Source organism: Streptomyces chrestomyceticus JCM 4735, from assembly GCF_003865135.1.
Classification (GTDB): domain Bacteria; phylum Actinomycetota; class Actinomycetes; order Streptomycetales; family Streptomycetaceae; genus Streptomyces; species Streptomyces chrestomyceticus.
In genome coordinates, this window is sequence record NZ_BHZC01000001.1 from 7,125,783 (window position 1) to 7,138,826 (window position 13,044).

The following is a 13,044-nucleotide window of genomic DNA, read 5'->3' on the forward strand; positions in this document are numbered from 1 at the left end:
CCGGTCCGTCACTGTCGCCGGTCGGCTGCGGAAGGGAGGGGCGGGCGTGGACGACCGTAAACTCGCAGGTTGGGGCGTGGGGCAGTCGACGGGGCGACCGAGACGTGAGCTGCGTACGGCGGAGGCGGGAGGCAGGGCAGGGAGGGGAGCGGGGGCGAAGGCAGAGAACGGGGCGGAGGCGAGTCAGGCGCGATGGACGCGTCGGGTGCAACGGGAACCAGGGAAGGGCAGCGGCATGGTGGATCGCGGAGAGGCGGCGGGGCAGTGGGCGCCTGCCGCCGGACTGCCGTCCGCCGGGGTCGGGTCCGCTGATGCCGCGAGGCGCGCGAGGTGGGAGGAGCCGGCGGCGCAGGGGAAGCAGGGCGGTGCGGACTCTGCCGCGTTTGTTCGCTGTGCCGCGGTTTTCCTGCCCGCCGAGCCGCCCCGGGCCGGCCGGTTCGCTTTCTGGCGTCCGGACGGTGGCTCGCTGCCAGTCGTGCGCACGGCTGCGGGAGACGGGGCTGGGGCGGTTGATGCAGTGGGTGGAGAGGGTGCAGTAGGGGCGGCTGGTGCGGGGGAAGCGGTCGAGCTCACGGTCGCGCGGCGGCACGGCAACGGAGCCCGTAGACGTACGGTCCCCGCGGTGCTGCTTCCCGTCGCCGAAGCGGTTCCGCTGCTCGCCCGCGCCCGGCACGACCCGTCCGCTCACCCCGCAGCCGCCTGCTGGGGCGCGGCCGTCCTGCACGCCCTGAACCTGGCCGCGCGCGGCCGCCTGCTGCCCGGACTGACCGACCGGGACATCGACGCATGGCGCGCCGGACCGCTGGAGCCCGAGGACGTCGCACACCTGCGGGCGGTCGCCGCCGCCATGCCGCCCGAGGGGTACGCCGTCCCGCTGCCCGACAGCAGCCCGTTGCAGCTCCACGACCCCGAGCTGCTGGTCAGAGCCCTCGTGGACGCGGTGGCGGACGCACTGCCCCGAACACCGGCGGCGGCACACCTGACCGGCGCCCCCTTCGCCGCGCCGGCGCCGCAGTACCTGCCCGGCGCGCGGGACTGGGCTGCCGAAGTGGCAGCCGGGGTGGACGCCGGGGTGCGGCTGTCGCTGCGGCTCGATCTGGCCGCCCACGGGCTCTTCGACATGCGGGCGGAGCCCGGCGCGGTGGAGGGTGACGCCTCCGCCGAGGCGGCAGCGGAGCAAGCCGCTGCGGAAGAACGCAGTGCCGCGGCGGCCGTCCTCCAGGTGCACAGCCTCACCGACCCCACTCTCGTCGCCGACGCCGTACAGCTATGGCAGGGCGAAGGCCCCGACCACTTCGGCCCGCGTGCCCGTGTCGACACCCTCCTGGCCCTGCGCCGAGCCGCCCGAGTCTGGTCCCCGCTGTCCCGCTTCCTGGAGCGGCCGGTGCCCGACGTCCTGCCGCTGGCCGAGGAAGAGCTGTACGAGCTGCTGGGCGACGCGGCGCCCCGCCTGGCCGCCGCCGGCATCGCCGTCCACTGGCCGAAGGAACTGGCCCGCGGACTGACCGCGGCCGCCGTCATCCGCCCGGCTCCCGGCTCCGCAGCCGACGGGTTCGGCTTCTTCGACACCGAGAAGCTGCTGCAGTTCCGCTGGCAGGTGTCCCTGGACGGCCTGCCGCTCTCCGAGGCGGAGATGGACACCCTCGCGGAGGCCCACCGGCCCGTGGTGCGGCTGCGCGACCAGTGGGTGCTGGTCGATCCGGCGCTCGTCCGCAAGGCCCGCAAGCGTGAACTGGGCTATCTGGACCCGGTCGACGCCCTGGCCGCGACACTGAACGGCACCACCGAGGTGGACGGGGAAGAGACCGAGGTGGTGCCCCTGGGCGCCCTCGCCGACCTGCGCTCCCGCCTGACCGGCGAAGCGCCCGTACCGCCGCAGCCCGCCGGGCTGAACGCGACCCTGCGCGACTACCAGCTCCGCGGCCTGGCCTGGCTGGACCGGATGACCTCCCTCGGGCTCGGCGGCTGCCTCGCCGACGACATGGGCCTCGGCAAGACCATCACCGTCATCGCTCTCCACCTCCACCAACGGCCCTCCGCCCCCGTTCTCGTGGTCTGCCCGGCCTCCCTGCTGGGCAACTGGCAGCGCGAGATCGAACGCTTCGCCCCCGGGGTGCCCGTACGACGCTTCCACGGCACCGGCCGCAGCCTGGACGACGTGGACGGCGGCTTCGTCCTGACCACGTACGGCACGATGCGTTCGAGTGCCACCGCCCTGGCCGCCCGCCCCTGGGCCTGGGTCGTCGCGGACGAGGCGCAGCACGTGAAGAACCCCCGCTCCTCCACGGGCAAGGCACTGCGCGGCATCAAGGCCCCGGCCCGCATCGCCCTCACCGGCACCCCCGTCGAGAACAACCTCTCCGAGCTGTGGACCCTCCTCGACTGGACCACTCCCGGCCTCCTCGGCTCCCTGAAGACCTTCCGCGCCCTGTACGCACGCGAGGTGGAAGGAGGCGAGGACCCGGAAGCCGCCGAACGCCTCGCCCGGCTGATCCGCCCGTTCATCCTGCGCCGCAAGAAGTCCGACCCCGGCATCGCCCCCGAGCTGCCGCCCAAGACCGAGACGGACCATCCGGTCGCGCTGGGCCGCGAGCAGGCCGCGCTGTACGAGGCGGTCGTCCGCGAAACCCTGGCCCGTATCGAGGCGGCCGAAGGCATGGCCCGCCGCGGCCTCGTGATGAAGCTGCTGACCGCCCTCAAACAGATCTGCAACCACCCCGCGCAGTACCTGAAGGAGGCCGCGCCCGGCCTGACGGCCCGTTCGGGGAAGCTGGAGCTGCTGGACGAGCTGCTCGACACGATCCTCGCGGAGGGCGGCGCGACACTGATCTTCACGCAGTACGTGGAGATGGCGCGCCTGCTGGAGAAACACCTGACCGCGCGGGGCATCGGCAACGCCCTCCTGCACGGCGGTACGCCCGTACAGGCCCGCGAGGAGATGGTCGACCGGTTCCAGTCGGGCCGTACACCGGTCTTCCTGCTCTCCCTGAAGGCGGCCGGCACCGGACTCAACCTCACCCGGGCGGCCCATGTCATCCACTACGACCGGTGGTGGAACCCGGCAGTCGAGGAACAGGCCACCGACCGGGCCTACCGCATCGGCCAGACCCAGCCGGTCCAGGTCCACCGGCTCATTGCCGAGGGGACGGTCGAGGACAACATCGCGGAACTGCTCACCGCCAAGCGGGCCCTCGCGGACGCCGTCCTCTCCGGCGGGGAGACCGCCCTCACCGAACTGACCGACGCCCAGCTCGCCGACCTCGTCTCCCTGAGGAGGGCCGCATGAGCCGCCGCCCACGCCCCTTCCCCGGGGACGGTGCCGACCGCTTCCCGTCGCCCGGTGAGGACGTGCCACCGGCCGCCCGTTCCGGCCGCGGTGTCGGACCGGGGCGCGCGGCGGGGCACCCGTCGCAGACGCGGCACCTGCCGGAACACCTGGACCGCTCCGACCGGTCACGGACGTTCCCGCCCCTGCCGCAGCGTTCCGGCGCCCGAGGGCTGTTCGCCGAGACGTGGTGGGGAAGCGCCTGGCTGGACGCGCTGGAGACCACGGCCCTGGACAGCGCCCGTCTCGCCCGCGGCCGTACGTACGCGCGTGACGGCAACGTCGACACGATCAACATCACCCCCGGGCGCATCGCCGCCTCCGTACGGGGCAGCAGACCGCGCCCGTACAACGTCGTCATCCGCCTTCAGCAATTCGCTGCCGATGAGTGGACCGTCCTCCTGGACACGGTCGCCGCCGAGCCGGCCCAGCTCACCGCCCTCCTCGCCAAGAAACTGCCGAAGGCCGTGGCCGAATCGGGCGTACGGCTGCTGCCCGGCCCCGGCGACCTGGTACCGCGCTGCTCCTGCCCCGACCACGGCAACCCCTGCAAGCACGCCGCCGCGGTCTGCTTCCAGGTGGCGCGGCTGCTGGACGCCGACCCGTTCGTCCTGCTCCTCATGCGCGGCCGCGGCGAGCGCGAACTCCTCGACGAGCTGTCCCGCCGCAACGCGACACTCACCGCCCGCGAATCCCGCAGCGCGCAGCTCGCGTCGCCTGGCTCGGCCGCTGGGCCGCTGTCCGACGCCCGCAGCGGCTCCCGCGCCGAGGCACGGGCGGCGGCTGCCGCAGGCAGGGCGGCGAGGGCCGCCACCGCGCCGGGCAGTTACGGGGCGCAGGAGGGGAGCGGGGTGAGCGAGGGCGCGGAGACGGAGCACGCGGAGACGGAGTACGCGCCGGATTCCGCGCCGTCGGAGCCGGTCCGGCAGGTCCGTGCGCCCCGTGGCGTGCTCGCCCGTGCGGCCCTGGCCGACAGGAGGCTGCCGCCCCTCCCGCCACCCATGCCTCTCCCGCCACAACCTGGGCAGGCACCCGCGCTCCCGGACGCCGACGGCCTTCCCTTGGACGCGGGCGCCCTCGAATTCCTTGCCACCGATGCCACAGCCCGGGCGCACGCCTACCTGAGCCACATACGGACCACCGCCCCGGAGCCGCGGGGCAGCAGCCTGGAGCCGCAGACCACCGTCCTGAAACCGCAGGCCGGTGGCTCGCGAACCGCGCTGACGCAGCCGACCGGGCCGGGCCTCCCGCCGGCGCGCCCGGCCGAACCGGACCACCCGCAGGTGTCCGGCCGGTCCCCGTTCCCCGCCCTCACGACCTGGCAGGACGGCATCAGGCTGGCCGCGGCCGCCCACCCCACCGCCGGCCTGACCTCCACCACCCGCGCCCTCTACCGCGACCTCGCCGCGGCCACCGGCCGTACCGTCACGGACGTGGCGCGCGCCGTCGCGGCCTGGCGCCAGGGCGGCCTCGAAGGGCTGGACCTGCTCGACACCACCTGGAACCCGCCGGCCGGTGACTTCGACCGCGCCCGCAGCGCCCTGACCGCCGCCGGCCTCCCCGCCCTCCGCCCCCGGTACAACCACCTCACCGACCCCGCCCGCGGCATCCAGCTCCGCTTCGGCCACGACAACCGCTGGTACCCGTACGAATCCGACCCCGGCACCGAGGACTGGTGGCCCACCGGCCGCGCCGACGCCGACCCCGCAGGGGCCCTCACCGCGCTGCTCGGCCGATGACTAACCTCGGGAGCGTGGAAGGTCTCGACACACTCACCCGATCCCTCGCACAGCGCACCCCCGACGAGCTGGCCGCCCTGCTCACCCGGCACGCGGAACCGCTGTCCCGCAGGCCGGCCCCGACCAGGCTCCGAGAGCTGGCCGGGGCCCTCTGGTCGTACGAAACCCTCCATCACACCGTTCTCCATCTCGACCACCCCCGCCTTCACCTGCTCGCCGCCACCGCCCGCATCAGCCAGGACCTGGCCCGCAGCGCCGCCCCCGTGCCCGCGGCCCCCACCGCCGGAGCCGACTACCAGTCGCTGATGGCGCACCGGCTGTCGTTCCCGGACCTGGCCACCGAACCGGTCCCGGCGGACGACGCCTTCCGGGCCCTCGGCGCAGCCGCCCCCGGTCCCGCACGCGACGCCGTCACCACCGCCCTGGAACTCCTCTACGCGGACGGGCTCGCCGCCCCCACCGAGGACGGCGCCATCGTGGTCCCGCCGCGCACGCCGCAACTCCTGGCCGCCCACGACCTGGGGACCTTCACTCCCGTCGCCCCGCGCTTCCCGGCAACCGCCGTACCGGAAACCGTCGTACGGGAACCCGCCGTACCGGAATCCGCCGCGCCGGACTCCGCCACAGCGACAGCCGCCGCACCGGAAGCGCCCGCCCCTGCCGCGGCCTCCCTCCGGGACGAGTCCCAGGCCGCCGCGTCGACCCTCGCCCCCACCCTGGACCGGCTGCTCGCCGCGCTCGCCGCCCAGCCCGCGGCTCTCCGGAAGACCGGTGGCCTGGCGCTGCGAGAGATCAAGCGGCTGGCCAAGGCGGCGGGGGCCTCCGAGGCCCGTACCCGGCTCCTGCTCGATCTCGTGCTCGCCGCCGGCCTCGTGGCCCTGAAGCGGACTCCCGCCGGTATCACGGCGGTGCCCACCGGGGCGTACGACGCATGGCTGGCCGAGGCACCCGGCGAACGGCTGGTGCCGGTCCTCACCGCCTGGACCACGCTCTGGGCCATCCCCACGTACACGCCCTTCGGCGAAACCCCCACCGCCTTGGTGCGCGGCGAGGACCGGCACGCTCCGGCGCTGCGCCATGCGCTCCTCAAAGCTCTGGCCGGCGCCCCGGCTGGTGAGCAGCCTTCCCGGCTCCCGGCGGGCACGTCCCTCTCGGCCAAGCCGTCCGGGGCGCCGGACCGCCGGCCCGACCTGCCCGCTCTTCTCGACGCCGCGGCCTGGCACCGCCCGCTGGCCGTCATCGGCGAGCCGCTGGCCGAGGACCGTGCCGCGCACATCCTGGACGAGGCCGCCTTCCTCGCGCTCGTCGCGCACGGTGCTCTGACCCCTCTGGGCCACGCCCTGCTCGCGACGTCTCCTACGGATCCCGAAGCGCTCCGTTCGCATCTTCGGGAGCTGCTTCCGCCGCCCGTCGAACAGGCCCACTTCCAGGCCGACCTGACGGCCGTCGTGCCGGGGCCCCCGTCCGCGGCCCTCGCGAGCCTGCTGTCCTCGGTCGCCGACCGCGAGTCCGAAGGGCACGCCGTGACCTGGCGGTTCACTCCGGCGTCCGTACGCCGGGCGCTCGACGCCGGACACGGAGCCGCGGACCTGCTCGCCGCGCTTGCCGAGGTGTCCGCGGCGGGCCCCCTGCCGCAGCCCCTGACCTACCTCGTCCAGGATGCCGCCCGTGCTCACGGCCGGATGCGTGTCCTGCCCACCGCCTGCTGCATCCGCTCCGACGACGAGGCCCTGATCCGCGAACTCGCCGCCCACCGCGCCCTCCAGGCCCTCGGCCTGCGCGCTATCGCCCCCACTGTCCTCGCCAGTGCGCGACCACCTGCCGAGACGCTCGAAGCGCTCCGCAGCGCCGGTTACGCTCCCGCGCTCGAATCCGAAACCGGCACCGCGTCCGTCGAACGCGCCGCCGGTCACCGCGCCGTCGTCCCCTCGTCCGGCTCCGCCACCGCGCCGCTGGCCCTGGCCCGACGACTCCTTTCGGGGTGAGGGAAGCAGCGGAGGACGGTGACTGTCAGTGGGGTCAAGTAGCTTGGGAGAAGAAGGAGTCGGAGGGGCGAGCGGAGGGAACGGGCGAAGCGGGCGGGGGACACCCTCCCCTACCGTGGCAGCGACGCACCGTGACAGTGAGCACGTCCGTACACCTCGTACGGCTCGTACGGCGGGAACAAGGGGGGACCGATGGACGCGGAGTTGACGGCGCTCGCGACGGCGGGGGCGACGGCGCTGGTGCAGCAGATGGTGACCGAAGGCTGGTCGCAGGCGCGGCAACGGGTGGCGGCCTTCCTCGCGCGGCGCCGGGGCGGCGGCGAGGAAGAAGCTCTCGAAGGGGAGCTGGAAGTGTCGCGCACGGAGCTGGTGACCGCGCAGCGGGACGGTGACGAGGACGGCGCGGCCGATGTGGCGGCCGAGTGGCGGGTGCGGCTGCGGCGGGCGCTGCGCGACGACCCGGCGGCGGCCGAGGAACTGCGGCGGCTGCTGGCGGAACTACGGCCGGACGAGGGCGCCAGGGTCGAGGTGCGAGAGGTGCACAACTCCATCAGCGGCGGGGTGCATCACGGGACGACGATCCAGGCCGGCGTGGTCACCCGGCTGGACCAGCGCGGCGGTGGGTTCGGTGAAGGGCCCGCTCGTGGCTGACCCGGAGCCCGGCGCTCCTGCACCCTCCTCCTCCGTACCCGGTGCGGTCCCACCCGATGAGCCCGACACGCCCGTTCCGGTGGCCGCCGGTGTGCGGAACGAGATCAATGGCGGGACGGTGTACGGGGCCGTCGTACAGGCCCGGTCGATCGGCACGGTGACGGTCCAGGAGGCCACACCGGCGATCGTGCCGGGCGCGCCGGTGCCCCGTACGCTGCCCCCGGCCACCCGCCATTTCGTCGACCGTGACGCCGTACTGGCCGAGGTGACACGCTTATTGGACGAGGCGTCGCCGAGGGGTGACGCCGACGGCGCGGGGGATGCCGGAGCGCCTCTCGTGGTCGTCCTGTGGGGGCCGGGCGGTGTGGGCAAGACGGCCACAGCTCTACGCCTGGCCGCCGCGTTGCGGGGGCGCTTCGGGCAGGGCGAGCTGTACGCGGATCTGCGCGGGGCGTCCGCCACGACCGCGGCCGCGCCGTCCGACGTGCTGTCGCGCTTCCTGCGGGACCTCGGGGTCCACCGGGACTGGATACCGGCGGACCCCGACGCCCAGGAGAGCACGTTCCGCAGCCTGACGGCCGATCGGCGCGTCCTCACGGTGCTGGACGACGCGCATTCCGTCGCGCAGGTACGGCCGTTGCTCGCCGCGTCACCGGGCTCCCTGACGATCGTGACCAGCCGGACCGACCTGGGCCGCCTGGTGATCGAGTACGGTGCGCACCCCATACGGCTCGGGCCGCTGCGCACACCCGACGCGGTGGGGCTGCTCGCCCGCCTGGGCGGTACGGGCCCGGGGGTCGAGGCGGTGGCGCGGCGGTGCGGCGGTATGCCGCTCGCGCTGTGCGCGATCGGGGCACGCGCCGCCGGAAGGCAGCAGCCGGACTGGGAAGTGCTGGAGCGCGAGATGAGCACGAACGGCGAGGACGAGACGGCGCCTGCACCGCATGGCGCGGACATGGCGGGCGCGGGCGACGCGGCACCGGCCGCTTCACCGGATTCTGCACCATCCGCCGCAGACGCCCCCGCCACCGCAGTAGCCCCACCGGCCAACACGGCGGAGGAACCGATGCGCGGCGCGATGGACGCCTCGTACGGGCATCTCTCGGAGGCCGCGGCCCGGCTGTTCAGGCTGACGAGCCTGCGGCCGTGGCGGCATCTGACGCCGGGCGCCGCCGCGGCCGCCGCAGGAATCCCCGAGGACGCGGCGGGCTCCCTGCTCGCCGAACTCGCCGACGCACGGCTGCTGGAGGACGCGACCGACAGAGAAAGGGCGTCGGACACCGGGCCCGAGAGCCAGGCCGACGCTTCCGGCCAGGTGCGTTACCGGTTTCACGATCTCTGGCGGGAGTACGCGCAACAGCGTGCGCTGGCCCAGGACGGTATCGCGGGAGCCGCAGCAGCCGTCCGCCGCACGCTGCTCTGGTACGTGCGGGCCGCAGCCGCGGCCGACGCGTGCGTGCTGCCGGGCCGCTGGCACCTGGGGCCCGCGTACACACGGCTGGCGGGGCGGCCCGCGGCCTACGAGAACGGCAGCAGCGCGCTGGCCTGGCTGCGGGACGAACGGGAGAACCTCGCGGAGGCGGTACGGGCCGCGGCCGACCACGGACTCGACGACCTGACGTGGCAGTTGTGCGAGGCCATGTGGGGGCTGCACCTACGGCTCGGCTTCCACCAGCAGTGGGTCTCCAGCCACCGGCTCGGCGTCGAGGCCGCCGTCCGCTGCGCGGAGGAGTGCCCTGAGGCCGAAGGACGGATGCGCGCCCAGCTCGGCTTCGCCCACCTGGGGCTGGCGGAGTACGGGCAGGCGCGGGCGCAGTTCGCCGAGGCTGCCGCCGCGGACCGGCGGGCCGGGCACCTGCGGGGTGAGGCGACGGCGGTGGAGTCCCTGGGGCTGCTGCATCTGAAGCAGGAGCGGTGGAGCGATGCCGCCGAGTGCTTCTGGACGGCGAGAAGTCTGGCGGAGCAAGTCGGCGATCCGCGTGCGCTGGCCCTGCTCGAACACCACCTCGGACGGGCGCTCCAGGGCATGGGCCGCTACGAGGAAGCGGTCGTCCAACTGCGGCACGCGCAGGAACTGATACGCGCGCTGCCCGACCCGTACAACGAGGCCCGGGTGCTGATGAGCCTGGGCCGGACCCTGCTCGACGCCGGGCGCGCCGAGGAGGCGGACGCACCGCTCGAACGGGCCGCGTCGGTCATGGCGGCGGAAGGCGCGGTCATCCAGCAGGCGGACCTGGCGGAACTGCGCGCCGACCGGGCCGCTCTGGCAGGGGACGCGGCGGGCGAGATCCGGCAACTGCGGGCAGCACTCGGCTTCCACGAGAGGACGGGATCACCCAGGACCGGTGCCGTACGGGCACGGCTCGACCAGGTAGAGGCCGCCGCCCGGCGGAGGGATGCTCCGAGTGGGAAGGCCGGCGGGGAGGCCAGTGGCGATGGCAGTGGCGATGGCAGTGGGGAGGCCAGCGAGGAGGGGTGAGTCAGCGAGGAGAGGTGATCGACACCTGTAGGTGGTGCCTCGTGCCGCCCGTCACCACGACCAGGCCGTCGAGGAGTTCTTCGACGGGCTTTCCGCGCTCGTACCAGGCGTAGAGGGCCGAGGCGTAGACGGCCGGATCGCACAGGTCGCGGTGGCCGTCCGGGCCGGGCGCCGCGGTGAGGGTGACCAGACGCCCGTCCGGAAGGCGTACGAGGCAGGTGTCCGGCGCGGTGACGCACGCGGCCATGGCGCAGTGCCGGTGGCGCCGCATCGCCTCCCGCGTCCACGCCGCCGGTTCGGGCCGGGAGTCGTGGAGCACCAGGTCGGCGAGGGCCAGCCGGGTCACGTCCGGGATGTCCTCGTGGACGGCGGTGTGGGCGCCGGGGTGCGAAGCGGTGGGAAGGGCGGTGTAGGCAGGGGCCTGGGGTGTGGTGGAGGCGGCAGCCGGGGGAGCGGTCGGCTCCGGGCTCGGGGCCGGAGCCGGGTGCGCAGCCGCGCCGAGGCCGTCCGCATGGCGGGTGACGGCTATCTCGGGAAGTGCGGCGGGGCGATGGTCGCGCAGGTGGGTCAGGACCTGGAGGGGAGCCAGCAGCGGAGAGGCGGGCGGGATGTCGGAGGGCAGGTCACCGTACGTGGGGTCGAGCAGCCGCGGCAGGTAGGCCGGAGCGCTGGGCTCGGCGAGGCCCATGAGGCCGTAGAAAGTGCGCCGGAGCAGTGCGGCCGAGCTGCCCGGAGAGGAACTGGCCAGGGCGGTGAGCTGGGCGTGACGGTCGGGGTGGTGGCGGGCCAGCAGCTCGTCGAGCTGGGGGAGGAGCGGTTCGTACGGGCGTAGCCGGGGAGCCGTGCGGCCCAGTTCGGCGACGGGTGACGCCGGGTCGAGGTCCGCTTCCGGGAAGGCGCCGAGCAGGACGGGCGTGCCGATGGCGGCCGCGTAGTACGTCACGCTGCCGTGATCGCCTATGACGGCGTCGGCGGCGGCCAGCACCTGCCGCCACGGTCCGAGCGGCGGGACGACGGTCAGCCCGGCCTGCTCGGCACGGCGCAGCCAGGCCCGTACCTGACCAGGGCCGTGACCGTGCCAGATGTTCGGATGCAGGACGGCGCAGCGGCGGTAGGCGTCGACGGGCAGTTCGCGGGTGATGCTCTCCAGAAGCCGGGGGAGGACGTCGTCGGCGTCGCCGAACAGGGAACGCGGCCCCCAGGTGGAGTTGACGACGACGAGCCGCTGGCCGGCGGACACACCGAGTGCGCGGCGGAAGCTGTCACGGTGGGGGAGCGCGGCCAGCAGGCGGTCGAAGCAGGGGTCACCGGCGAGTACGGCCGTACGGGCAGCGGGCGGGCAGGCGTGGCGGAGGCGTGTGAGCTGCTCGGGGTGGGACAGGACGGTCGTCGTCGCTATGGGCGCACCGTCCCGCAGCAGCCACTCCGGCGAGAGCCCAAAGACCGGCGCCCGTTCAGCGTCCCGCTCCGACCCCGGCTCCCAGCGTCCGGTGTCCGGTGTCCGGTGTCCGGTGTCCGGTGTAGGGAGCCTCTTATTGTAGCCAATTCCGTGCGACAGAACGGCCAACTTCCCTCTTATCAGGTGAAGTTCGCCGCCGTAGCTGGCGCTGACCGCCAGGTCCACCGGGGTTTCCACGGCCTGCTCCCAGGGCAGGACGGGCAGCCCGGCGTCCGCCAGCAGTTCCGGTACGCCGTGCAGGTACGGCGAGGAACCCGTACACGTCGCCAGGCACTGGATGCGCGGATCGGCGTCGAACAGGGGGAGCACGTCCAGGAGCCGGGTGGCGGAGGTGACGTTGTGCACCACGAACAGGACGCGCGTGGTCCGGGCCCGGGTGGACCACTGTGACGCCTCCGGGCCGACCGGAACCCGCAGCCACCGCTGCCCGTCCGTGACCACTTCCCCCACACGCCTCACCCTTCACCCTGGCTCGACCGGCCACCCTAGCCGCTGTGCTCGTTCGTCCGGCGCGCCCGGCACAATGAAGAAGTGCGGCTCGAAGCGATCACCTGGGACCGGCTGACGGACGCGCTCGCCGAGCGCGTCGGTACGACGGCGTCGGCGGACGGCGGCCCGTGGCTGCGCATCGCCGTGGACGGAGCGCCGGCGGCCCGCCCGGCCGACATCGCCGGACGGCTCGCCGAAGCGCTGCGGTTGCGCGGCAGACCCGTACACGTCGTCGCGGCCGACGGCTTCCTGCGTCCCGCCTCACTGCGCCTGGAGTACGGGAAGGAAGACCCCGACGCGTATTACGACACGTGGTTCGACCGGCAGGCGCTCTGGCGGGAGGTGTTCACGCCACTCGACCCGGGCGGCACGGGGCGGGTGCTGCCGGATCTGTGGGATCCCCGGACGGACCGGGCCACGCGCAGCCCGTATGCCGAACTGCCGCCGGGCGGCGTACTGCTCCTGCACGGTCCGCTGCTGTTCGGGCACTGGTTCCCCTTCGACCTGTCGGTCCATCTGAAGCTGTCGTCCGCCGCGCTGGCCCGCCGCACTCCGCAGGACGAGCGGTGGACGCTGCCCGCCTTCGCGCGGTACGAGGACGAGGTGCGGCCCGAGGAGGCCGCCGATGTCGTCGTGAAGGCGGACGATCCCGACCGCCCGGCCTGGAACGGACACGGCTGATCCACCGGTCACGGTCACCCGCCGGCCACGGCCACCCGCCGGCCACGGCCTCCCGCCACCCGCCTCCCGAGAAGCAGCCTCCGCCGCCGGGGAAGCCGCCCCCCGGGAGGTGGCTTCCGCCGCCGGGCAAGCCGCCCCGCCAGCGCGCCCCCCTTCCGAAAAGTTGTCCCTCTTCCGAAAACCGTACGCCCCACCACTGACAACCCGTCACCGACGAGCGCGGCGCCGGTTAGCGT

The 13,044-nt window shown here is 74.3% G+C and carries 7 protein-coding genes; 6 read left to right on the forward strand and 1 reads right to left on the reverse strand.

The window, feature by feature from the left end; genetic code table 11:
• Nucleotides 1–235: 235 nt before the first annotated feature.
• The 5 genes from EJG53_RS31155 to EJG53_RS31175 all read left to right on the forward strand — a co-directional run bounded on the left by EJG53_RS31155 (nucleotide 236) and on the right by EJG53_RS31175 (nucleotide 10,179).
• A complete protein-coding gene (locus EJG53_RS31155) occupies nucleotides 236–3,286 on the forward strand; it encodes an SNF2-related protein (protein ID WP_371858748.1) in 3,051 nt (1,016 codons plus the stop codon).
• Nucleotides 3,283–5,064 (forward strand): SWIM zinc finger family protein, encoded by a 1,782-nt coding sequence (locus EJG53_RS31160; protein ID WP_125047714.1) that lies wholly within the window; start codon nucleotides 3,283–3,285, stop codon nucleotides 5,062–5,064. Before EJG53_RS31155 ends, EJG53_RS31160 begins: the two co-directional genes overlap by 4 nt.
• The gene (locus tag EJG53_RS31165) at nucleotides 5,061–7,049 is read left to right on the forward strand and encodes a helicase-associated domain-containing protein (RefSeq protein ID WP_125047716.1); all 1,989 of its coding nucleotides are present in this window, start codon (nucleotides 5,061–5,063) and stop codon (nucleotides 7,047–7,049) included. The genes EJG53_RS31160 and EJG53_RS31165 overlap by 4 nt, the downstream gene beginning before the upstream one ends.
• Nucleotides 7,050–7,241: 192 nt before the next feature.
• Nucleotides 7,242–7,700 carry a hypothetical protein gene (locus EJG53_RS31170; RefSeq protein ID WP_125047718.1) on the forward strand — a complete coding sequence of 153 codons (459 nt, stop codon included), beginning with the start codon at nucleotides 7,242–7,244 and terminating at the stop codon, nucleotides 7,698–7,700.
• A 79-nt stretch (nucleotides 7,701–7,779) separates the two neighbouring features.
• Entirely contained in the window at nucleotides 7,780–10,179 is a 2,400-nt protein-coding gene (locus EJG53_RS31175; protein ID WP_125047720.1) for a tetratricopeptide repeat protein, read from the forward strand.
• 1 nt (nucleotide 10,180) lies between these two features.
• Here EJG53_RS31175 and EJG53_RS31180 read toward each other — a convergent pair whose 3' ends face one another.
• Nucleotides 10,181–12,079, reverse strand: coding sequence for a hypothetical protein (locus EJG53_RS31180; RefSeq protein ID WP_413790175.1), 1,899 nt, complete (start codon nucleotides 12,077–12,079; stop codon nucleotides 10,181–10,183).
• A gap of 90 nt (nucleotides 12,080–12,169) precedes the next feature.
• Here EJG53_RS31180 and EJG53_RS31185 point away from each other — a divergent pair, with 90 nt between their 5' ends.
• Nucleotides 12,170–12,808, forward strand: coding sequence for a nucleoside/nucleotide kinase family protein (locus EJG53_RS31185; protein ID WP_125047722.1), 639 nt, complete (start codon nucleotides 12,170–12,172; stop codon nucleotides 12,806–12,808).
• The last annotated feature ends 236 nt before the right edge of the window (nucleotides 12,809–13,044 follow it).